Annotated in this window: 24 protein-coding genes; 4 read left to right on the plus strand and 20 right to left on the minus strand. The window is 65.9% G+C overall.

What is annotated here, in order from left to right; all coding sequences use genetic code 11:
• Positions 1 to 52: 52 nt before the first annotated feature.
• From OG870_RS27120 to OG870_RS27210, 19 genes are all read right to left on the minus strand, one after another.
• Positions 53 to 331, minus strand: coding sequence for a hypothetical protein (locus OG870_RS27120; protein ID WP_266844557.1), 279 nt, complete (start codon positions 329 to 331; stop codon positions 53 to 55).
• A 1-nt stretch (position 332) separates the two neighbouring features.
• Positions 333 to 617 carry a hypothetical protein gene (locus OG870_RS27125; protein ID WP_266798662.1) on the minus strand — a complete coding sequence of 95 codons (285 nt, stop codon included), beginning with the start codon at positions 615 to 617 and terminating at the stop codon, positions 333 to 335.
• A gap of 57 nt (positions 618 to 674) precedes the next feature.
• Positions 675 to 1,334 (minus strand): hypothetical protein, encoded by a 660-nt coding sequence (locus tag OG870_RS27130; protein WP_266844555.1) that lies wholly within the window; start codon positions 1,332 to 1,334, stop codon positions 675 to 677.
• Between the two features lie 27 nt (positions 1,335 to 1,361).
• Entirely contained in the window at positions 1,362 to 2,390 is a 1,029-nt protein-coding gene (locus tag OG870_RS27135) for a hypothetical protein (RefSeq protein WP_266589236.1), read from the minus strand.
• Positions 2,391 to 2,394: 4 nt separating this feature from the next.
• The gene (locus OG870_RS27140; RefSeq protein WP_266844553.1) at positions 2,395 to 4,446 is read right to left on the minus strand and encodes a hypothetical protein; all 2,052 of its coding nucleotides are present in this window, start codon (positions 4,444 to 4,446) and stop codon (positions 2,395 to 2,397) included.
• Positions 4,447 to 4,712: 266 nt separating this feature from the next.
• Positions 4,713 to 5,507: a hypothetical protein gene (locus OG870_RS27145; RefSeq protein ID WP_266844551.1), complete on the minus strand. Its 795-nt coding sequence runs from the start codon at positions 5,505 to 5,507 to the stop codon at positions 4,713 to 4,715.
• Complete coding sequence (locus OG870_RS27150) at positions 5,488 to 5,814, minus strand: DUF6406 domain-containing protein (protein WP_266519347.1); 327 nt, start codon at positions 5,812 to 5,814, stop codon at positions 5,488 to 5,490. Before OG870_RS27150 ends, OG870_RS27145 begins: the two co-directional genes overlap by 20 nt.
• Positions 5,815 to 5,845: 31 nt before the next feature.
• On the minus strand, positions 5,846 to 7,342 hold the full coding sequence (locus OG870_RS27155) for a C2 family cysteine protease (protein WP_266519349.1): 1,497 nt from the start codon (positions 7,340 to 7,342) through the stop codon (positions 5,846 to 5,848).
• Positions 7,342 to 7,698 carry a hypothetical protein gene (locus OG870_RS27160; RefSeq protein WP_266519351.1) on the minus strand — a complete coding sequence of 119 codons (357 nt, stop codon included), beginning with the start codon at positions 7,696 to 7,698 and terminating at the stop codon, positions 7,342 to 7,344. The genes OG870_RS27155 and OG870_RS27160 overlap by 1 nt, the downstream gene beginning before the upstream one ends.
• Positions 7,699 to 7,983: 285 nt before the next feature.
• Positions 7,984 to 8,373: a hypothetical protein gene (locus OG870_RS27165; protein ID WP_266844548.1), complete on the minus strand. Its 390-nt coding sequence runs from the start codon at positions 8,371 to 8,373 to the stop codon at positions 7,984 to 7,986.
• A 354-nt stretch (positions 8,374 to 8,727) separates the two neighbouring features.
• The gene (locus OG870_RS27170) at positions 8,728 to 9,819 is read right to left on the minus strand and encodes a hypothetical protein (protein WP_405624671.1); all 1,092 of its coding nucleotides are present in this window, start codon (positions 9,817 to 9,819) and stop codon (positions 8,728 to 8,730) included.
• Positions 9,810 to 10,481, minus strand: a complete 672-nt coding sequence (locus OG870_RS27175) for a hypothetical protein (RefSeq protein WP_266844544.1) — start codon at positions 10,479 to 10,481, stop codon at positions 9,810 to 9,812. Before OG870_RS27175 ends, OG870_RS27170 begins: the two co-directional genes overlap by 10 nt.
• A 533-nt stretch (positions 10,482 to 11,014) precedes the next feature.
• Positions 11,015 to 11,644 (minus strand): hypothetical protein, encoded by a 630-nt coding sequence (locus tag OG870_RS27180; protein WP_266844542.1) that lies wholly within the window; start codon positions 11,642 to 11,644, stop codon positions 11,015 to 11,017.
• A gap of 33 nt (positions 11,645 to 11,677) precedes the next feature.
• Positions 11,678 to 13,663 (minus strand): DUF6571 family protein, encoded by a 1,986-nt coding sequence (locus OG870_RS27185; protein ID WP_266844540.1) that lies wholly within the window; start codon positions 13,661 to 13,663, stop codon positions 11,678 to 11,680.
• A gap of 54 nt (positions 13,664 to 13,717) precedes the next feature.
• Positions 13,718 to 14,107: a hypothetical protein gene (locus OG870_RS27190; RefSeq protein ID WP_266844538.1), complete on the minus strand. Its 390-nt coding sequence runs from the start codon at positions 14,105 to 14,107 to the stop codon at positions 13,718 to 13,720.
• A gap of 61 nt (positions 14,108 to 14,168) precedes the next feature.
• Positions 14,169 to 15,206: a hypothetical protein gene (locus OG870_RS27195; protein WP_266844536.1), complete on the minus strand. Its 1,038-nt coding sequence runs from the start codon at positions 15,204 to 15,206 to the stop codon at positions 14,169 to 14,171.
• Entirely contained in the window at positions 15,203 to 15,853 is a 651-nt protein-coding gene (locus OG870_RS27200; RefSeq protein WP_266519369.1) for a hypothetical protein, read from the minus strand. The genes OG870_RS27195 and OG870_RS27200 overlap by 4 nt, the downstream gene beginning before the upstream one ends.
• A gap of 221 nt (positions 15,854 to 16,074) precedes the next feature.
• Positions 16,075 to 16,422 carry a hypothetical protein gene (locus OG870_RS27205; RefSeq protein WP_266844533.1) on the minus strand — a complete coding sequence of 116 codons (348 nt, stop codon included), beginning with the start codon at positions 16,420 to 16,422 and terminating at the stop codon, positions 16,075 to 16,077.
• On the minus strand, positions 16,419 to 16,721 hold the full coding sequence (locus OG870_RS27210) for a hypothetical protein (RefSeq protein ID WP_266844531.1): 303 nt from the start codon (positions 16,719 to 16,721) through the stop codon (positions 16,419 to 16,421). Before OG870_RS27210 ends, OG870_RS27205 begins: the two co-directional genes overlap by 4 nt.
• A 163-nt stretch (positions 16,722 to 16,884) precedes the next feature.
• On the opposite strand from OG870_RS27210, the gene OG870_RS27215 reads away from it, so the two are divergent.
• Positions 16,885 to 17,175, plus strand: a complete 291-nt coding sequence (locus tag OG870_RS27215; protein WP_266519374.1) for a GntR family transcriptional regulator — start codon at positions 16,885 to 16,887, stop codon at positions 17,173 to 17,175.
• Here the strand turns inward: OG870_RS27215 and OG870_RS27220 are convergent.
• Positions 17,166 to 17,294, minus strand: coding sequence for a hypothetical protein (locus tag OG870_RS27220; RefSeq protein WP_266844527.1), 129 nt, complete (start codon positions 17,292 to 17,294; stop codon positions 17,166 to 17,168). The genes OG870_RS27215 and OG870_RS27220 overlap by 10 nt on opposite strands.
• A 518-nt stretch (positions 17,295 to 17,812) precedes the next feature.
• On the opposite strand from OG870_RS27220, the gene OG870_RS27225 reads away from it, so the two are divergent.
• The 3 genes from OG870_RS27225 to OG870_RS27235 are packed head-to-tail and all read left to right on the plus strand — an operon-like array spanning position 17,813 to position 20,719.
• A complete protein-coding gene (locus OG870_RS27225; RefSeq protein ID WP_266519383.1) occupies positions 17,813 to 18,541 on the plus strand; it encodes a hypothetical protein in 729 nt (242 codons plus the stop codon).
• Positions 18,542 to 18,557: 16 nt separating this feature from the next.
• On the plus strand, positions 18,558 to 19,415 hold the full coding sequence (locus OG870_RS27230; RefSeq protein WP_266519385.1) for a hypothetical protein: 858 nt from the start codon (positions 18,558 to 18,560) through the stop codon (positions 19,413 to 19,415).
• Complete coding sequence (locus tag OG870_RS27235; protein WP_266519387.1) at positions 19,412 to 20,719, plus strand: CpaF family protein; 1,308 nt, start codon at positions 19,412 to 19,414, stop codon at positions 20,717 to 20,719. The genes OG870_RS27230 and OG870_RS27235 overlap by 4 nt, the downstream gene beginning before the upstream one ends.
• Positions 20,720 to 20,721 lie beyond the last annotated feature (2 nt).

Genomic DNA, 20,721 nt, shown 5'->3' on the forward strand with positions numbered 1-20,721 from the left:
CTACCCAGGCGGGTTTACGATCCCTTGGGGGCGGGCGAGAGCCGGCCGTCGATCAGCGTCCGGCCCGCAGGAGTCCGTACGAGAAGGCGAGCCGACGGTCGAGCCAGGCGGCCCTGATCAGGAAGCGGTGGTGTGCGTCCGACGTCATCACCGGCTCGCCGTCGGCCTTCCACACGAGCACGCGCGACTTGCCGGGCTGGTCGCCGCCCTCCGCCCCCATGTCTGCCAGCGCCTGCACGGCCCCCAGCAGGAACTTGCCGGCGCCCTTCTGGACCATCTCGGTCACCCCGCCCTTGGCCCACTCCGAGCACGGGCTGCTGGGCTGGCGCATGTTACCCAGGCTGATGCGACTTGCTGTCCATCTGCGCCTGCTTGTGGCGGGCCTGCTCCACCAGTCGGTTCTCCTCCGCGGGGAAGGAGTCGAACAGTGTCTTGAGGCGCTTCATGCGGCCCTCGTGGTCGGTGCGCCAGTTGTCGGCCTTCTTGCCGATCCAGGTCTTCGGCAGCATGTTGTCGACGTTCTTCATGGCGGTGCGGATCTCGTTCACCGCGCTCTCGATCGCGTTCATGTCCTGGCGGCACATGTAGTCCAGGCGGTCTTCCTGGGGTATGGCCATGAGTGGGCCCCAATCTTTCGTTCGTCTGTCTCGTTCGTCTGTTTGGTGCCGAAGGCCTCAGCAATTGCCCGAGGTGACTTTGGTCCGGATGGCGTAGTCGTGAACGTCCTGGCTGATACCGGAGGTTGTCGGCAGGCCGTTGGGGACGGGGTCCGCCGAGGTGATGACGAGACAGGCCCGGTACTTGGTGGGCTCGGCCTCCCCTGTGCGGTCGTCGGCCTTGGTGCCGGTGATGACGTAGCTGTCCACGGCGCCCGGGGGAGGGGTGGCGAAGTCGTCCGTCAGGCCGAGGCCGTTGCCCTTCACGACGGCCTGCACCTCGGTGTCCACCAGGGTCTTGAAGCTGCCCGCACCCGGTGTGGCGCCGTCGCCGGGTGTCTGCCCGCCGGCCTGCATGTCGGCCGCGATCTTCTCGGCCTCGTGCAGGACCTTGTCCTGGGTCCAGTGCTGGGCGTCCTCGGCACTCCAGAGCAAGCCCGCCGCGATGACGGCGAGGGCGACGAACACGGCTCGGGAGGCGAGGACGAGGCCGAAGTTCCGCTCGGCGGTGGCCGCTTGGGTGTTCGGCGGAACCGTTTCAGCGGGTACGGAATCGACGGCCGCCGCCTCGCCGTCGGCGAGCCGCTTCGGCAACCGCCGATACACGCGGATCACGTCGAACGCCGCGGCGGCAACGGCGACGCTCACGATGAGAACGGCATACGAGTGGCCGTCCACGTCTCCCTCCTTCCCCGTGGACCGGGTCTAATTCGCCGGCGTGGGGACCACGAGGGCGGGATACGGATGGTCTTTGTCCTCCAGAGCCACCGAGGGCCCGCCCAGGGCGATGATTCGCCTGTTGCTCTGCACGACGTGCCACGGTACGAAGCACGGCGAATCGAGTGCCGGATAGCTTTGCTTCGGTCGACAGGTCGCGTTACCGGCAGTGCCTTTGGCGAGCGCCGTGACAGACCCGTCGGCTTTCATGTGCACGATGTATGCCGAGCCGTGCTCCCCTGAATCCACATCCAACAGTGTTGCGTACACGCCGGCATGGCCGTATGCGGGAGTCATGGTGAAAACAGAAAGAGCGGAAAATGGCTTGTTGAATCCTGGGAGCTTTCCCGTCAGTGACAGGCTGCGCGGGTTATGTCCTGGAGTGAGGATGACGAATTCGTTGGATTGCTTGGCCTGAAGATAGATCGCCCCATCGGCGTCGACGGTCCCGGAGGGAATTCCTTCCTTCTTCGGGAAGGTGTAGACCTTCGCCGCCTGCGCGCCCTTGAGCGACCAGACGGAACCGCCGTCCACGACGATGAACGATCCGTCGGGGCGCATCCCGATCGGCTGTGGCTGCTTGATCTCGTCCGGAGCGGTGAGAGGCTTCGAGGTGCCGTGTCGATCGATGTGGATCAGGCCCGAGGGACCGGCCGTGAACACCCCGTCGTTCCCGGCTGTCGCCATGCCGTAGGAGCCGTAGTCCGCATCGATGTGCGCAAATCGGCTGATCTCGCCGGACGGCGTCACCTTCAGTACATCGGCGCCGGGCGAATCGTCGCCGTTGAGCGCGTAGATGTTTCCCGAGCGATCCGACACCACCGAGCTGTGGGGGTTCTCGGCCGCGCTGTCCAGGTCGCCCTTCTTGTCGATGGCGCTGAGGGCGAAGGTCGACAACTTGCCGGGCTTCGGAGCGGGAATGACGTCCGCCTGGTGGCCGGCGGAACCGTCCGAACAACCGGCGAGCGCCAGGACCAGCAGGAAGGGGACAGCTCCGCGGCGCAGAGTCGCGTGCATCGCCTTACTTCCCGTCCTTGGACACCTCTGCATGATTGAACCCCCTCTCGAAGGGCTCAGTCTCGTCGAGGTGCTTCTCGTTCTTCTCCGTGTTGAACCAACCCTGGAAATCGGCAGACTTCATGGCATCGGGGTTGATGGTCTTGGTTTGCGGGTCGTACCAGTCCCTGTTTGCGGGAGGGCTCCACTTGCCTGCACGGATCATGCCTTGCGCGATCGACGGAGAGAACGTCGTGTACTGCGTCTCGGCTTCTTTTCGGTTCAGCGATTCCTGCTTGCCGGCGTTGTCGGTGGAGAAGGGGTCGCCGAGCGACTTGAAGGTCCTTCCCAGACTGACCATGTTCTGGGAGTACTTCAGCGCCTTGGCGGCGATCTTTGCCACGCCTTCGGGATCCTTCGGCCCGGGAATGAAGCCGAACAGCGTGCCGGCCGAGTCGACGATCACGGCGTTCATCTTGTGCTGCTCATCGATTTGCTGGGCCTCCGTGTAGCTGATGCCGACCTTGGCCTTCGTCAGCATCCCTGCGGTGTTGCCCATGGCAGTGAGCATCTCGTCCGGCTCGCCAAGAGCAGCCGCCTCGGACACCTGCGCATGGAGCGTGGCGTCGAACATGGCGGCGGCACTTGAGTTGTCCTTGACGAAGAGCTGCATCACCTTCACCATGTCGTCCTTGTTCTCGACGAGAGCGTGATCGTTCGCGTCGTAGCCACTGGTACCGCCGGGTGTCGTCATCCCGGTGCCACCGATGTCCGCGGACCACGTGCCGGTGATCCCCGCCAGCGCAATGGCAGTTCCGTTGGGATACGTCGGGTACTCGTCCTTCTCGTGGCCGTTGCGCTGATCGAAGGCGTCCTTCTCCTTGACCGCCGCGGCAAGAATGTTGGCCGCCGCCTGCCCCGACTGGTCGAAGTGCGCCGCACTGCGATCCGTTGCCGCGAGGGTCAGGACACGACGGGCGCCGTCGGAGTCGTCGACCGTCGTGGGACCCGGCGTCTGCCACTTGAAGTCGAGCAGGTCCTGCGCGTACCTCTTGCTCGCGGCATCGTCATGGCCCAGGAGGTCGCGTGAGGCGTCGGCGTTCTCCCCGGTGCGGTTGATGACCGCCAGCACCGGGTCGTTGGCCTCGATCCCGTCGACGATCCTCTGGTTGTCGTCCGCTCCCTTGACGAGGTAATCGGGGTTCAGCCCCCAGGCGTGGTACCAGCCGCCGTCGTCCTTCCCCGCGTAGCCACCGGCGCTGTAAGGGAAGTCGGGCTTTGAGTAGCTCGGCCGCATTGTCTTCTGCTTGTCACGCCAGTCCAGCATCGCCCCGCTGACCTTCGACAGCGTGTGGGGCTCCCACTGGTCGCCCGGGGGGCCGTACTTGAAGAGCATGCCCACGGAGACCATGTCGCCGCCCGGAGGGTCGGTGAGGGCCTTGATGTAGTCCGGGTTCGGCGGGATCTTTCCCGCCTCCTGGAGGGTGAATACGCGGTTGATGCCCGTGGCGTACACACCGACCAGCCTCTGGGAGTCCTTGCTGAGCACGTCACCGCCGTGCGTGCCGTCTTCCTCGTGCAGTGCACGGGCGACGCGCGCGGCGTCCACGATGCCACCAGCCCCTGCGAAGGCGGCCAGATAGGCCGGGTCGTCCTGGTGGTCGGCGAGCGAGCGGCCAATCGCGTCGATGTCCGCACGCGAGCCGTCGGCCTTGGGGTTGTCGAGCGCCTTCTTGAGGGTCGCGGCTTCCTGCTGCGCCTCCTTGGCGCTCTGCGCGGAGACGTCCTTCATGTCCCAGGGGATGTCGATGATGTCCCCGTCGGGGGTGCACATGCCCGCCGCGCCGCCGACCTCCTCCAGGTTGCGGGCCAGATCGGCGCGCTTGGACATGTCGCGGGCGTCGTCGCCGACCGCACCCGTCTGCTGGGCCAGCAGGGACAGATCGAGGCCGCTGTCCCAGGACTTGAAGTTCTTACGGATCAACGCCCCGTGCTTCGCCAGAGCCTGTTCCAGGTCCCCGAGCCGGTCGGCCAGTTTTCGCACCCGCACCGGATCGACGCCGACGTAGTCCCCCATGAACGCAATGCCCCTTCGTGTGCCTGCTGCCAGCAAAAGACCGCGGTCAGCGGCGGTCTTCACCGTAGGCCGGGTTCGGGGCGTCTTACCGTTTCTTTGTGCGCCTCTTAACGAAATCCAACCAGGGCTTGCAATAGCAACAATCGCCTGGAAGGGGCCATCTGGTCGAAGAGACGGACAATTCGCGGCGTCGGCGCGTGCGTCGTGCCCCTACGCGCCCGAGCGCGTCATCCGTCCCCTACGCGCCCGAGCGCGTCATCCGTCCCCTACGCGCTCGTGCGCGTCATTCGCACGACGCCCTCCGCCAGCCCCGACACCTTGAACAGAACGCCCGCGAACTCGACCGTGTCGCCGACCCGGACGTCCTTGTACATGGCTACGGGGATCGCCGCGCAGTTCGCCCCGAAGCCGGCGGTGTGTGTCTTGGTGTCGACGTAGGAGACGGTGATCGACAGACCGGTGGGGAAGCGCGTCACGCCGCCGTTGCGCAGGACGGACAGGGTGCTCCCCTTTGCCGGGAAACCCTTGGCGGCCGCGGCCAGGACGGACGGGTTGGTGGAGAAGCAGAGGCCGTTGTCCGCCTCGCCGCCCTTCGACTCCAGGGACTTGGGGGCCGCTGCCGCCGCTGCCTTGTCCTTCGCGTCCTGAGGCGCCAGGACGACCCGGTAGGAGCACACCTGGCTGACCTTGTACGCATGCCCGGACACGGTGATCTGCTGCCCGGCCCTGACGGTCTGCTTCTTCTGGCCGTCCGCGTAGCTCGCACCGTCGCGCAGGGACGCCGTACGCGTCGTACCGTCGGCGGTCGCGGTGTCGTACTGGACGCCTCCGCCACCCGGCAGCCGGTACCCGCCGCCGCGCAGCACGTGCAGCCCGCCGGCCGTGGCCTCGCCCACGCATTCCGGGCCCTTGTCCTTGGCCGCCGCCTGTGCGGTCGCGGTCGCGGGTGCGGGTGACGGGTCGCCGCCGGTCGCGTCGTCCGACGACGAACCGCAGCCGGTCAGCGCCAGCAGGGCCGTAATGGCTCCCGCGATGCCGTACTTACTCGCCGGCCTGAGCACCGGTCGCCTCCTCGTTGCTGTCGGCCACGCGCTCCAGCGTGATGTGGGTGCGGTACTCGACCTCCGTGACGCGCCAGGCGTCACCGGTGATCTCCACGACGTCGCCAGGGGTCAGCTCGTCGTACTCGGCGACGGGCCGGCCTTCGCAGCCGACCTGGATCCGGCCGTGCACCGACGGCTCCTTGAAGATCGTCACCACGATGTGGTGGGTCCGGCCGTCGTACTGGACCTCGTAGGGGATGTGGTAGCGGAGCACCCAGCGGCCGTCGAACTCGAAGGGGTACTTCACGTGCGGTCGCTCGGGCACTTCACTCACCTGCGGGGGAACGTGTCGGACATCAGGGGACATCGAATGCCTCGGCTCCCCCGAAGTACTTGTTGAACTGCTCCTGCGACACCGTAATCGGTGGGTATCCCGACGTCCCCCAGGGGTTGCCGAGGATGACCTTGCCGTCTGCGGTGAAGCCGCGCACGTAGTACGCGTGGTTGGTGCAGTAGGTGTTGCCCCACTCCTTGGGGTGGTCCTTGTCCAGCTTCTCGTCGGCCGGCGTGGAGACGGTGACGACCTTGCCGGAGTCGAAGGCCTTCTTCAGCCCGTCCAGGCTCTTGTCCTCGTGCTCGCCGATGCCCAGGAAGCCGCCGGTGGTGAGGTCCTCGCCCTCCTTGCCGGTCAGATACGGCGCGGACTTCTTGGGGTCGTCGCCCTCGACACCGCCGTAGCCGCGCTCGCCGTCACCGTCGTCCGAGTAGGCGATCGCGAAGGCCTTCTCGTAGTACGCCGGCCAGGACTCGCCACTGCCGTACGTGGTGATGGGGGAGCCGTTCTTGTCGGTCGGCAGATCAGGGGTCATGGTGACCCACTGATAGTTGCCGTCCTTGTCCCAGACCCGGACGCTGACCGTGCCGTTCGGGTTCTGCTTGATGCCTTCCTGGAGGAACTTGGGGTCCTTCTGCGCCAAGCCGGCCAACGAGGCGACGTACCAGCAGTCGCCGAACTGCCGCTGGTTGACGTCATCGGCCGAGACGCCGTCGACGAACAGCGGGTCGGTGGGCGTCTCCCAGTGGATGCCGTCGTTGGTCTGGCCGTTCTGGTCGTTGCCGCCCTTCTCCCAGGCGCCGGTGTTCGTGACGTCCGGCTGCATGCCGGGGAAGGCGGCCTGGAACTTGCCGAAGTTCTCCGGGCTGATCTTGGACAGCATCCCGCCCAGCGTCGCCCGGCGCTTGTCCTCGGGCAGACCGTTCTCGTCGAACGGATTCCAGCCGGAGTCGTCGGTGCAGCTGACGAGCTGGTTGTAGAACGCGAGATCCTTGGGGGAGGCCTTCGACACGAGTGCGTCCATCTCGGCGGCCGTCAGCCCGTCGAGCTCACCGGATACCTTCTCCAGGTCGTCACGGTTGCCGTTGGTCCCGAAGTCCTTGCCCTGCAGCTCCTGAAGGTGACGCAAGGCATCGTCGACCTTCTTCCCATCGGCCGGCTTCTCGTCGAGGAAGATGCTGCTGTCGCTGACGGGATAGCCCCGATCCGCCAGCTCCTGCGCCCCTTCCAACTGCTTGATACGACGCTTCATCGACGACTGCATGTCGCCCAGCTCCCCGCCGAGGGAACCGGGCAGACGCCGCCGGCCTCCGAAGAACGACGGCATCGGGATCACGTCACCGACGAGATCCTGGAGATCGGGATCGCGCGAGGCGTTCTGCCCGGCCGGAAGGTTCTGCTGGGCGCTGGTCAGGACGGAGGCGAGCTGGGTGTGCAGTCGCCCGGATTGCCCGGCGAGCGTGTCGAGGTCGCCTGCGAGCGCCGTGAGCTTGGCGGCGTCGAAGCCCCTGAAGACCATCAGTGGCCGCCCGTTCCGGCCTTGGCCTTGTCCTTCTCCTTGGCCTGCCGGTCCAGCTCGTCGGCCTGGCTCTCCCACCGCGTGGCATCGACGAGCAGCGAACTCGCCATACTGCTCAGCGAGTTCTGCTGCTTCTGCAGCTTCGCCGTGCACTCGTCGGCGAAGGGCCCCTGCCAGATCGCGCCCTCGTCAACACCGGTGCGGAAGGCGTCGGTACGAGGAGTGGCCTTCTTCACCGCGTCGTCGAGATACGGCCCGAGCCGCCGGGCTATCGACCGGGCCTCCCGAGCACACCCGCGCAGATTCTCCGCCCGCCTCTTCAGTTCGGCGGCGTCCTCGCCGTCCTTGGCCGCCATGCGCGGTCCTCTCCCCGTTGACTGCTGCTGCGTCGTGTATTGATCGATGACTTGATCTACGACGTCGGTGGTGAAGCATACGAGGGGGGCGGAGACCTCGCGATTCGCGACTGGAATCTCCCTAGACCGTCACATGGTCGCCACATGGGTTGGGCGCGATCGTGGGGGCTTGCGGACGTGTCGGCTCAGTGCGCGAGCCTTGGCGGTGGCGACGAATCTGAAGGAGGTTTCGCCTCCGGTGAGGTGCGCACCCTCGGGATGCGGAACCGAATGGAAGTTCATCTCTCAGCGGATGGTGAACTGGGCTGACGTGCCTGTGGAGGCCCACGGGCCAGGGCCTTGCGCTCCGGAGTCCGCGTCGACATTAAGGTCAACAGTACTGCCGGGGGGTGCCGTGGTGGTCGCGGCGATTCTGAGCCGGAACTGGCGGGAAGTGCCGACGGGCACGGACACCCGGGTCAGCACGGTGGTCTTGTCGACATCGACGCCGGGCTTGTTTGGCGATAGATAGGCGCGGACGGCCCGCCAACGGCCTCCGGTAAACCACTGCAGCCTGAACGATGACTTGGGGCAGGCGCTGTAGTTCGGTCCGAGGCAGTTCAGGTAGGTGTGCACGGTAACCGTGCGGTATTGCGTTCCGCCGAGACAGGACTCTTGCCCGCCGAGAACCGGCATCCCGCCACACTCAACGCGATCACGGCAATCACTATTGCCCCAGCAGACACCCGCCTGTGCATCTTCTTCTCCGGTCAGTCAGTTCGCTGATTGCGACAGGGGCGCAGAGTCGACACAGGCACCCTCACTCTGCTGGGCGTTGTCAGTGTTGGCCCCTCAGGTCCTGGTTGGCTCCGACCGGCGCTTCGATTCTCAGCCGCTCACGGCCCGCGAACTGGAAGGCCCGAAGCTCTTCGCCGAACGCTCCGCCGCACGGCACCACTGCTCGGTACCTGCTCTGCCTGGGGCAGAGGGGAACGCACACGCCAGCAAGGGCGGCCCGCGGACTCGGAGTCCGCAAGCCGCCCAAGTTGATTAACGGTTGACGGCTTGGATTTCCTGGACGGTGATGTCCTGGGTGGTGCCGAAATTGCCGTCCGGCAGGTCGCCACCCGCGCCGCCGGTTCCGGTCCAGTTGACCTGCCAGGTGATGGTCGCCTTGAGCTTGAACGTGCCGTCGCCGGAGGAGCGCAGGTACTTGAGGCCGCACGGTGGGGTCTGGTGGGCTTTGCCCTTGGCGTAGGGCTCGCCGATGGAGCCGTCGGCGTTGATGGTGCATTCGCCGGAGGCCGGGTAGGTCTCGGCGTCGCTCGTGCCCGGCTCCAGCTTGAGGGACACCGGCTTGGCGGTGGTCGTGGCCTGGATGTTGAAGCCGGGGACGTTGATGGCGGCCGTGGCCGTGACCTCGTCGAAGACGGCCTTGTCGAGCCACGCCCAGGTCGGCAGATTCACCTTGGTGACGGCCTGAGGAGCGAGGGTGACTTTGGTGTCGGGCAGTTCGATGTGCTGGTAGGCGAGCGCAGCGAGGATCTTCGGGGTGATCGCCTCTTCGTACCGGGGTGGCGGGGGTTCGCCGTTGTCGACCCAGAAGGGGATGTCGTTGCACGAGCTCCGCTTCAGAATGTCGGGCTCGTTGGGGTTTTCGACGGAGGCCCAGAACATCCCCTTGCCGTCCTTCTCGACGTTGTAGTCCTTGTAGCCAGGGGTGTCGGTCCAGCCGTAGTCGTCCTCGTAGTGGCGCTGTAGTTCGCCGAGCGCCGCGCCTGCTGTGCCGCCCATACCGGGCGTGTTCATTTGGCTCTCGATGTTCTTGGACATCTTCTTCTTGAAGTCCTTGGCGCCGAGGTACGGGGCGTACCAGCAGGGCGGTGGCGTCCAGTTGACGTCGGAGGATGCCATGTTGCCGGTGCCGCCGTTCTTGGCGACGGAGCCGGAGTACTGGATGCGAGCGGCAGCGAAGATGCCCTTTTTATCGCCCCCGCCCCTTTCCTTCGTGCTGGTGCCGTGGGTGTTGCTCGACGGCTCTGCCGCGTGGGCCGGTTCCGCGAGGGCCATGATGCTGAAGGCCAGCGTCAGGGTCGCGATGCTGGTAGTGAGAGTCGTGCGCCTTGACCTGCTCACTGGCACTGCGCCGCCTTCGCCTCGACGTACACCTTCGACGCCTGCCACAGATTCTCATCCGTGGGGTACTTGACCATGACAATCTTGAAGTAGTCGTAGTCCGCGATGCTGGGCTCGCTCCTCAGGACTTTCCCGGTCTTGACCTCCTTGCCGTAGAACTTGCTGGAGTCCACACAGAACGCAACCTCCACCGACTGGCCGTTCGAGGCCGACCGCGTGGTGACGTCGTAATGGCGTCGAGTGCCGGTCGCTGTCCAACCGCCCTTGACTCTGTCGCCGATTTGCGTCTGCGCGTAGGTCAGCCCATCGCCTGTGGAGTAGGCGGTCACGGCCGCGACCTTGGATGTGCGCTTGTCGACGCCGTGGTAGATAGCGCGGATGTAGTTGGCGGCGTCGTCCATCGCCGCCGACTCGTTCTTGTCCTTAGGCTTGTCCCAGTTGAAGACCAGGTTTATGTCCTTGGGCAGGGATACGTCCACGCCGTCCGGCTTGTCCTCCGTCGGCGCCCCCGACGATTTTGCCGACTCCTTCGGCGTCTGCGAGCCCTGGTCGGCGCCCGCGATCTTGTCGCTGTTGGTGGACTTGTCGTCCCCGCTCCCGCATGCCGTCAGCAGCAGGGCTGCGGTCGCGGCAAGCGCGGCGGCGGCGGGCAATGTGCGGCGCTTCACTGTGGACTCCCCGTGAGACTGAAGTTTGGCAAGAGCACAAACGGTATCGGCGGGGTTCCTGGTTTCGCCAGCGCGAACTTCCCTGCGAACCGGGGCAATTATGGACGCAGCGGGCTGCTGCGGGGTGTGGGGTGTGTGGCGATCGTGCTCAACGGGAGGCGGCTCCTGACGCGTTGGGTGTGACGCGCTCGGAGCCGTTGGTGCTGGGAATTTCGGTTCGCTATCGCGGCATGCTGCACCTCGGGCAGGCGCACGGCGGTTACGCCGACGTATGCGGCACCGATTCGGCCCGTCCGCTGGTCAGGATCTCGCCCCTTCCTCTGTCGGTGGCCACGGTGCGACCATCGGCGCCTGGGACTCTTGGACGGAGGCCGGTTTATCCGTGATGCGCTGATAGCGGGCGCACATCCGTAGGGCGAGGTGTGTCATCGGGCGGATCCCCGCCGGTGCCCGCACGCCGTGGATGTGCTTCGGGCGGGCCTGCATCAAAAGACGTTACTCACGTCCCGGTTGTGAGGGGGGCGATCCAGTCCTCAGCTCGGGAGCTTGGAGGGGAGGTCGCACTTTGCATCCTTGTGGGCCTGGCGGGCGAAGGACGTTGCCAGGTCGATGAGAGTCTGACGTGCTTCCTTGTCCGAGGCTTCGAGTGGTTTCAGGGCGTCGGCGAAAACGGTCATGTTGTAGCGTGCATTGCTTGTCTTCTCATGGTCGTAGCAGGGGACCCAGATCGCGGCAACCTCGGAATTGGAGATTCCCTTGAGGCCTGCGTTGAAGTAGCTGATCTTGCCGCCATCGTTCGGTGGGATATGCGTCTTGGCCCACTGCGGCCAAGGGGTGGCGGGACCTGCCTTGGCGTCCAGGTAGAAGAGTGCCTTGTTGTCATCATCTTCAACTCCGCACACGCTCCTGAAGCCCCAGTCAGCGTCTGGTCTCCATGTCTCGACGAAGTGGTACTTGGGGGACCCGGGCAGTACGGAATTGAGGGTTTTGGCAGCCTCTGGTCGATCGGGCACATTGCGGCAGACGTTGTCAGCTTTGATGTCTTCGCGTTTTTCGAAGGCCCCAAGGAGGTAAGCGACGAACAGTGCGATGGCAGCACAAGCAATCGCCGCGCCGTAGATGAAGGGGTTTCGTATATATTTACGGTTCCTCAGGTCAGACAAGATCGATCACCCATTCACTTCCGAACCGGACCACTACTCGCCAGCTTTGCTTTTGTTGATCAAGGAAACAGCGTCGGCGAAGCCCCTGCCTGCCTGGTCGCCGGCCCTGGACGCGGCCGCATCGTCGCCGGTGGCGGCCTTGACGGACTTTTGGGTCGTCAGGATCGCAGAGTGTTCGTTCTGATCCGCGCTCTTTACGTTCTGGTAGACCTGCTGTTTCTCTTCGGAACCGTCGCCGTCGAAACCGTCGAGAATTCCATTGAAGATCTCGCCCGCGGCCGTGCCAGCCAAGCCCCCGGCATAGACCCCCGCTGGGCCGGTGAACGGAGCCATCGCGATGGACGTTGCGCTGCCCACCAAGGAGCCGCCCCACAGGCTCGCATGTTCTTTCCAGGCACCGTCTCGTGCGTCCTTATCGGCGTCATTCTTGTCGGCCTGGAAATGTTGACCCTCTCCGATGACACCCTGGAATAGGCCAGTTTCATAGGATATTTTATCGATGGTGGCATCGTTCGGCTGTGGGTACGCATCGGGATGCTTTGCCTGCGCTTCCATCAACGCGGCAGCGTATACGTGTTGCGAGACGACGAGTCGCTCATACCCCTCCTCGTTGCGAGAGACCGCATGCAGGAATCGCACGGCATCTGACGGATCTATCTTGGCTGCGGCGCCAGGCGTCGGATAGAGCTTGTCTCCGAACATGATGTCTGCATCCAGGCCGCGGTGCAGATCGGGCATGTACTCGGCCGAGATGTTCGCGAAACTGTCCGACAGGAACGCGTGATCCCGCAGACGGTCCTGGTCCTCGGACACCGACTTCACGAGGGCACTGAACAGGCCGGCCTGTTCCTTCGAGTGCTTGATGTCTTCCGCGGTGGCCTGCTCGCCGGGCCGGTGCCCGGTGGTGGCCGCCTCCAGGGCGTGGCCCATCGAGTTGAGGCCAGTCACGCTCTCCTTGCCCGGCATGCTGTCGTCCGGCCACTTGCGCTCTTCGAAGAGGTACTTGAAGTTCGTCTCCGCCTTGCCGTCGTCGCCCTTCTGCTTGGCGGTGAAGAAGTTGGTCGCCGCGTCGGGGCTGTTGGCGAGGGCCTTCATGTAGCCGGTGAGCGGGTCGTTGCCCTCGTCGTTGCCCAGGTGGTTGACCGTGCTCGTGGTTCCCCAGCCTGAGCTGTAGGGCTGGCCGGCATTCTCCAGGATGCGCCGGTCTTCCTTGACGAGTGCCGTTCCGTAGTCCTCAAGGAACTTGTCGTCGTAGTCGCCGTAGCGCATGAGGTTGCTCATGACGATGAAGCCTTCGGGGCCGCCCGAGTCGCCGTAGGGGGGAGCACCCTTTTCACCGACCGGCTGATCACCGATCGCGACCATGTCCTTCTTCCACTTCTTCATGGTCGGCGAGTCGGAGTTGGTGGCAGCGGCCACGGTGAGGCTCAGGTTCTTCTGCATATCGTCGAGCTTGTCGGCACGAGCGAAGTCGGAGGTCTCGCCATAACCGGCAGGCTTGTCGAGGTTGCTCATCTTCTCCCAGAGCTGCAGCGTCTTCTTCGCTCCGAGAGCCCCTACGACCTTCTCGGCGAAGGGGTATTCGTCGTAGTTCTGGGCAAAGAGTTCGTTCAGCTCGTCGAACTCTTCAGGGCTCAGGTCCTCGGGGTCCTTCTTCGCAAGCTCGGTGGCACGCTTGGCGGCCTTGGCCGCCGCGGCGTTGGCGGCCCGGCTCACGGCGGCCTCGTTGATCTGGACCATGCCTTTGACGCCGGGGTACGGGTCGTTGTCCATTTTCATGGCCAGGTGGTAACGGCGCTTCAACATGGGCAGTTCGTCCTGCGCCCAGGACGCCACGTGCAGGACATCGGCGAACTCCTTGGTGCCGATGCCGTAGTAGGCGAGCTGTGTCTTGTAGTAGGAGGCCCGGTCCTGAAGCGTCGACTGGTCCCGCCGTACGGAGTCGATCGTGCCGTTGAGCTTGTCCGGGTCTATCCCCGAGAAGACTCCGCCGCTGCTTCCCCTGTCGTCCGGGCGCATCCCGTTCCCCGTTTCCCTCTGTCGCTGTCAGATCTGCTGTTGCGCTTGGAGCGATCAGTACATACGTCTGTTGCGGTTCATGGAGTTGGCTTCCTCCTGCGTGACCTTCTCCGGCATGCTGTCGATTTCGCGCTGAATGTCTCCGAGCACCGTGGTGATCCGGGTGTGCACCGTCTTGCGGTGGCCGACTGCGTCGTTGTGCCACTTGTCAGCATTCTTGCCGACCCAGGACTTCGACGAGTCCCGGCCCCCTTTGCCGATGTCTCCAGCTGCCCTCTTGAAGGCGTCGACGAAGTCGCCCCGCTCCTTCTCGAGTTGTTGCTTCAGTTTCTGCAGTCTTTCCCGCTCTGGGTTGTCCACCTTTGGCTTGTCGCCGTCGGTTGCTATGTCTCTCACTCCTGTAACCGGGTGGCGCCTCGTGTCTTCGAGGTGCAGGACACTCACCGCGGATTCCGGTCCTTCGGGCGGCCGGTGGACTCGGACTCCGCGGTTCGCGCGCGTTTGATCAGCGGTTGACGGCCTGGATTTCCTGGACGGTGACGTCCTGGGTGGCGCCGAACGTGCCGTCGGGCAGGTCGCCGCCCGCGCCGCCGGAGCCGGTCCAGTGGATCTTCCAGGTGATGGTGGCCTTGAGCGGGTAGGTGCCGTCCCCGGAGGAGCGCAGGTATTCCACGCCGCACGGCGGGGTGTCATGTGCCTTGCCCTTGGCGTAGGGCTCGCCGATCCGGCCGTTGTTGATCTGGCAGACGCCGGAGGCCGGGTAGGTCTGGGCATCGGTGGTGCCCGGCTCGATCTTCAGGGAGACCGGCTCGGCGGTTGTCGTCGCGAAGATGCCGAGCACCGGGACGGAGGCGGTGACGGAGACAGGTTTGAACGCGGCGCCGTCCAGCCAGGCCCAGGTCGGCAGGTTGACCTTGGTCGTGCCCGCCGGGGCGAGGGTCACCTTGGTGCCGGGGACGCGGATCTCGTTGTACGCGAGTTCGGCGAGGATCTTCGGGGTCACGGCGTTGTCGATGTCGGCAGGTGGCGGATCGCCCTTGTCCACCCAGAAGATGGGCTTGGTGCACTTGTCCCAGCCGGGCGGGAAGGACTCGTTGACGTACGAGTCCCACCAGTAGCCCTTGCCAGTCTTGTCCTTGTTGAAGTCCTTGTACGTGTCGGGGGCTTCGCCGCCCTTCTCGTACTTGTTGCGTTGCTCCAGGTCCCATTGAGACCCGGTCGACTCGGCGTTCCAGATCGGTTCGAGGTATGCCTTGAGCTGTGCGGGCGTGTACTTCGGGGCGTACCAGCAGGCTGGTGGGGTCCAGGAGGTGGAGGAGGTGACGGGGCCGGCGGAGGCGCCGGTGCCGTTCTTGGAACGGTCGAAGACGATGACGCCCGCATTGAGCGTGCCATCATCGGCACCGCCCGACGTCTTCTGCCCTGGGTCGGGCGGAGTCTTCGAACCTCCACCAATCCCGGTGTCAGCCGCGGCAGGCCCCGCGCCTGCCAGGATTGAGCTGACCAGCGCCAGCGCGATCAGCAACCGTGAGCCAGATCTCATGGCTGGCACTTGGAACTCCCCCTCACGGACATGAGCTTCTGGACGGCCCAGACACTCTTTTCGCTTTTGTGCAGCTGGGCGCTGTAGAGCACGTAGCTGTTCTTGCTGACGGCCGTCTTGTCGACCTTCTTGGTCTTCAGGTGGAGGTCGTAGGCCTTGCCCTGGTCCTCGCAGTACACCAGCGATGCCTGATTCGAGCCGCTGACGTTCACCACCGGGTCGTAGTAGCGGTAGTGGCCTGTCGTGCGTGCATCCGCCTTTACGTACGCCTGAACGTATCGCTGGATCTGTGCGGCGGCTTCCCCCTCGTAGTAGAAGCGGTAGGCCTTGTCCAGCGAGTCCTGGTTAGCGATGGCGAGGTCGACCGCTTTGATGGACTGCTCACCGTCCGCCAACACGGCATCCTTGGCCGCGTCGCCTGTAGTGGGCCAGTCGAAGGTGTACGACAGATCCGGCGGCAACTTGATCTGCGGACGGTCGGCGCCGCTGGAAGCCGAGGCACTCGGCGAAGCTGCTGTCGGGCTCCCCGCGTCCGCTCCCGCGATCTTGTCGTTGTTGCTGGACTTGTCGTCCCCGCTCCCGCATGCCGTCAGCAGCAGGGCTGCGGTCGCGGCAAGCGCGGCGGCGGGCAATGTGCGGCGCTTCACTGTGGACTCCCCGTGAGACTGAAGTTTGGCAAGAGCACAAACGGTATCGGCGGGGTTCCTGGTTTCGCCAGGGCGAACTTCCCTGCGAACCTGGGCAATTGTGAACATAATGGCCCGCTCCGGGGTGTGGGATATGTGTCGATCGTGCTCAACGGGCGACGGCTCCGGGCGCGTTGGGTGTGACGCGCCCGGAGCCGCAGTTGCCTAGAGATTTCGGTTCGCTATCGCGGCATGCTGCACCTGGGGCAGGCGCACGGCGGATACGCCGACGTACGCGGCACCTGTTCGGCCCGTTCGCTGGTCAGGATCTCGACCCTTCCGCTGTCGGCGGTCACGGTGCCGGCTGTGTCGATCCGGTAGACGCGGATGGTGAGGCGGGAGCGGGAGCGGCGGTGGGCGGATTCCAGGAGTTCGAGTGTGTCCGGTTGGGGCGGGTAGTGGACGGCGCACGGAGGGCATGCGTAGACGTTGAAGCCGGGGCCCGTGGCGGCGTGGACCTCGTGGACCAGGACTGGTTCGTCCGTGATGCGCTGGCAGCGGGTGCACATCCGCATCGCTGGGCGGGTCATCGAGCGGCCTCTGTCGGTACCCGTACGCCGTGGATGTGTTTCGGGCCTGCGTCGATTCCGAGCGTTGCCAGGCAGGCTGCCCGGCGGCGTTCGCGTTGGCGGCGGTGTTCGGTGGGGTCCAGGACGTAGGGGCGTACGAGGCGGGATGCGTTGCCGTCGAGGATTTCGGTGAAGAGGGGAGGGGGCGCGAGCGGGGTGATCCGTAGCGGCGGCAGCGTTCCGAGGCGGTGTCGCCCGCGGGGGCGTGGGGTGCAGAGGGTCAGCATCCGCGTGAGGGTGCGGACGATAAGGTCCAGCATGTCGACGCTCCAATACAGCGTTGGCCATGCCCCGGGACGGTTGCCTCCGTCGCCGGGGTCTCTTGTTGGAGCTAGCACGCTACTGGGTGATGCTGGGAGGTGTATAGCGGTTAGCCGCACTCCACCCATCCGTGGAACTGAACACTGTCGTACGTTGTTCGATATGACGCCAGAGTCAGGCCAGTCGCCGATCGATCCGAGCAAGATCGCGTACGTGTACATGCAGATGGCTGACCACATTGCCGAACGGATCGCCAAAGGGGAGCTTCAGCCTGGTGCCCGACTGCCGGGGGAGCGTGACCTTGCAGGAGAGTACGGAGTCGCGCATCTGACTGCCCGTCGCGCCACCCGCGAACTGCGCGAACGCGGCCTCGTAGTCACGCTCCCGGCGAAGGGCACCTTCGTCGCCTACCCCGACGAAGCTGCCGAGCCGGCAGATGGCGGTCAGGAATAGCGGCCGTACTTCTGGACCTCGATGACCTTCTCCGGGGCCGCGAGCCCATCTCCCTGCATACTCCGCTCGGCGAGGACGGCGACACGCGCGGACACAGCGGCCAGTGCGGCTCGCTTCATGTGGGGGGGGGGCTCCTCGGTGATGCGCGCATGGGCTCTTACGGGTGAAGCCGGGGAGAAGCGGGCCCCCCAGCGCGTGTGCCCGCCCGTGGCGATCCATGATCATGGCACGGCGCTTCCGCGCCTTCGTGAGTGAATCGTGCAGGCATCATGGCCGCCGTGTGAGGGGTGCCGCAGTTCGGGCAACATGTCGGCGCGGCAACGGATTCGCTTCCGCACAGGTCGCGACCCTCGGAGGCGGTGCCCGCAACTGGGAAAGCTGCACTTCAAGTTGCAGATGAATAACGGTGGACGCGCTGCGGTCCATGGGGCAGGACGCACCTTGAGGGGCTTATGTGCGGCTGATACGGTGCCATGGCTTGACACTCACCCCAGCGATGGCTAATCGCCCAGGTCGGGTGGTACGTCCGACAGATCCCGGACGTCTCCGCACGGGCGACCTCGGGTGAAGTGTCCGGATTTGTAAAGAACTTGGCAGACGTAGCAGACAATTTCTTGGCTGTACGGGGAGCGGTTGCGTGAAGATCCAAGAGCGTACGGGGGCGGGCGCGGGACGTTCCGCCGCTCCGGCTCAGCCGTCGGTCGGTGACCGGCTTCCCACCCCGCCTCGCGAGCGCAAACCGGCGTTGGCCGCACTGGCGGTGCTGTTGATCCTGGTGGGCGCGCTCGGGGCGACGATGCTCGTGCTGCGGGCCGGGGACCGGGTCGAGGTCGTCAAGGTGACGAAGGAGATCCAGGCCGGTGAGTCCGTCAGCGACAGTGACGTGACCTCCGTCATGGTCGCGGCCGACGACGGCATCAACTACGTCAAGTGGTCACAGCTGAGCAGCCTCAAGGCCCTCAAGGCCAGGTCCACGATCTACAAGGACACGGTCGTGATGGGCCAGATGTTCGCCGGGGGCAGCAGCCTCCCGGCAGGCAAGGCCGCTGTCGGTGTGGCCCTCAAGGAGGGCCAGTACCCCGCCGACATCAAGCCGGGTGACGTCGTTGCCGTCTACAACGTCGACACCAACGGCTCCGGTTCGGACAAGACCAGCCCCAGCACCGGTTCCTCCTCCGGGTCGTCCGGCGGTCTCCTCGTCGGCAACGCGAAGGTCAACACCAAGGCCGATGACAGCGACGCCACCGTGAGCACCGGCAACCTCTCGCTCACGCTGCTCGTCGCCCAGAGCGACGCGGCCGCGGTGGCCCGGGCCGCGTCCGCCGGCGCGGTCGCCATCGTGCACGTCTCCGGCAACGGCAACTAAAGGCGGCTCCACACCCATGGCCCTCATCGCCCTCGCCGCCGACAAGGGTTCCCCCGGCGTCACCACCGCGGCCGTCGCCCTTGCGGCGGTCTGGCCGCGTCGCGTCCTGCTCGCCGAGACCGACCCGGCGGGCGGCGACCTGGTGTACCGCAGTGCCGCCGCGCACGGCGGACCGCTCAACCCCAACACCGGCATGCTGTCCATCGCGGCCACGGCCCGCCGCGGTCTGGTCCCCGACCAACTCTGGGACCACGTCCAGCCGTTGAGCGGCGGCCTCGAAGTCCTCGTCGGGCTCGGAAGCTCCGAGCACGCCGCCGGTCTCGCCGGTCTCTGGCCGACCCTCGGGCACGCCTTCGCCTCGCTCGCCGACTCCCCGAACGCGCCCGCCGACGTCATCGCCGACTGCGGACGTATCAGCGGGGACACCCCCGCCGTCGACCTGTTCTCGCACGCCGCCCTGGTGCTGCTGATCAGCCGCACCGAGCCGGAGGCCATCGCACGCGTCCGCGACCGCGCCGCCGCCCTCTCCACCAAGCTGCACGGCGGCCCGCGCGGCGCCGCGAGCCTCGCCACTCCGCTGATCGGCGTGATCCTCATCGCCGACACGAACAACGCCGCCAAGCTCGCCGGCCAGGTCAACGACATGCTCGTACACGCGCAGACCGGTGCCCGTGTCGTCGGCACGATCGCCGACGACCCGGCCGGCGCCGACCAGTTGGCCGGACGCAAGCGCGGCCGTCTCGACAAGTCCCTGCTCATCCGCTCGGCCCGCAAGGTCACCGCGGACATCTACCAGCAGTACGGCGCCGCCTGGTCCGTCTCGGCGCAGGCCCAGCACGGCCATGTCAACGGCCATGCGGGGGCGGGGGCATGACCGCTGTCGACCACCAGTTGGTCAAGCGGTTCCGCCAGGACGCCGGTGACCGCATCGCGGAGCAGCGTCGTCTCGACCAGACGAACAACGTCACGCCGATGTCCACCGAGGACGAGCGGCAGTACGCCCGCGCGGTCATAGCCCAGATCCTGGAGGACTACGCCCGGACGGAGATCAACGCCGGGCGCACGCCGCTCGACGCGGAGACCGAGGAGCAGTACGCGGCCGCCGTGCACGCGGCGCTCTTCGGCGTCGGCCGGCTCCAGCCACTGCTCGACAACCCCGAGGTCGAGAACATCGACATCAACGGGGCGGACCAGGTGTTCGTCGGGTACGCGGACGGCCGGGAGGTCACGGGCGATCCCGTCGCCGAGACCGACGAGGAGCTCATCGAGCTCATCCAGGTGTTGGGTGCCTACTCGGGTCTCTCCTCCCGCCCCTTCGACTCCGCCAACCCGCAGCTCGACCTCCGACTGCCGGACGGTTCGCGTCTGTCGGCCGTCATGGACGTGACGCGGCGCCCGGCGCTCTCCATCCGTCGCGCCCGCATGGGCAAGGTCTTCATCTCCGACCTGGTCGGCAACGGCACCGTCGTCCCCGAGGTCGCGCACTTCCTGGCCTGCGCGGTCCGCGCCCGCAAGAACATCATGATCGCGGGCGCCACCAACGCCGGCAAGACGACGCTGCTGCGCGCCCTGGCCAACGAAATCCCGCCGCACGAGCGCCTCATCACCGTCGAGCGGGCGCTGGAACTCGGCCTGGACACCTTCCCCGACCTGCACCCGAACGTCGTCGCCTTCGAGGAGCGCCTGCCCAACTCCGAGGGCCAGGGCATGATTTCGATGGCCGAGCTGGTCCGCCGGTCCCTCCGTATGAACCCCTCCCGCGTCATCGTCGGTGAGGTCCTCGGCGACGAGATCGTGACCATGCTGAACGCGATGTCACAGGGCAACGACGGCTCGCTGTCCACGATCCACGCCAACAGCTCCAGCGAGGTCTTCAACCGTATTTCGACGTACGCGCTGCAGGCCAGGGAGCGGCTGCCCATCGAGGCCAGCCAGATGCTGATCGCGGGTGCGGTGAACTTCGTCGTCTTCATCCAGCGGCGCAACAACTTCCAGACGGGCGGCCGCCTCCAGCGCATGGTCACCTCGGTCCGCGAGGTCAACGGCGTCGACGGCCGGGTGCTGTCCAGCGAGGTGTTCGCGGAGACCTCCGACGGGCGGGTCGTACCGCACGCGCCCCTCGCCTGCCTGGAGGACCTGATCGCGCAGGGCTACCGGCCCACCGGAACGTGGGGATGAAC

This window comes from Streptomyces sp. NBC_00461, from assembly GCF_036013935.1.
Lineage (GTDB): Bacteria > Actinomycetota > Actinomycetes > Streptomycetales > Streptomycetaceae > Streptomyces.

Bases quoted from the DNA above. Each gene is read 5' to 3' on its own strand.
- OG870_RS27230 (WP_266519385.1), top strand. From the start codon at position 18,558: ATGGCCCTCATCGCCCTCGCCGCCGACAAGGGTTCCCCCGGCGTCACC.
- OG870_RS27215 (WP_266519374.1), top strand. From the start codon at position 16,885: ATGACGCCAGAGTCAGGCCAGTCGCCGATCGATCCGAGCAAGATCGCG.
- OG870_RS27195 (WP_266844536.1), bottom strand. From the start codon at position 15,206: ATGAGATCTGGCTCACGGTTGCTGATCGCGCTGGCGCTGGTCAGCTCA.
- OG870_RS27235 (WP_266519387.1), top strand. From the start codon at position 19,412: ATGACCGCTGTCGACCACCAGTTGGTCAAGCGGTTCCGCCAGGACGCC.
- OG870_RS27120 (WP_266844557.1), bottom strand. From the start codon at position 331: ATGCGCCAGCCCAGCAGCCCGTGCTCGGAGTGGGCCAAGGGCGGGGTG.
- OG870_RS27185 (WP_266844540.1), bottom strand. From the start codon at position 13,663: ATGCGCCCGGACGACAGGGGAAGCAGCGGCGGAGTCTTCTCGGGGATA.
- OG870_RS27135 (WP_266589236.1), bottom strand. From the start codon at position 2,390: ATGCACGCGACTCTGCGCCGCGGAGCTGTCCCCTTCCTGCTGGTCCTG.
- OG870_RS27165 (WP_266844548.1), bottom strand. From the start codon at position 8,373: ATGCCGGTTCTCGGCGGGCAAGAGTCCTGTCTCGGCGGAACGCAATAC.
- OG870_RS27140 (WP_266844553.1), bottom strand. From the start codon at position 4,446: ATGGGGGACTACGTCGGCGTCGATCCGGTGCGGGTGCGAAAACTGGCC.
- OG870_RS27220 (WP_266844527.1), bottom strand. From the start codon at position 17,294: ATGAAGCGAGCCGCACTGGCCGCTGTGTCCGCGCGTGTCGCCGTCCTC.
- OG870_RS27125 (WP_266798662.1), bottom strand. From the start codon at position 617: ATGGCCATACCCCAGGAAGACCGCCTGGACTACATGTGCCGCCAGGAC.
- OG870_RS27155 (WP_266519349.1), bottom strand. From the start codon at position 7,342: ATGGTCTTCAGGGGCTTCGACGCCGCCAAGCTCACGGCGCTCGCAGGC.
- OG870_RS27160 (WP_266519351.1), bottom strand. From the start codon at position 7,698: ATGGCGGCCAAGGACGGCGAGGACGCCGCCGAACTGAAGAGGCGGGCG.
- OG870_RS27210 (WP_266844531.1), bottom strand. From the start codon at position 16,721: ATGCTGGACCTTATCGTCCGCACCCTCACGCGGATGCTGACCCTCTGC.
- OG870_RS27205 (WP_266844533.1), bottom strand. From the start codon at position 16,422: ATGACCCGCCCAGCGATGCGGATGTGCACCCGCTGCCAGCGCATCACG.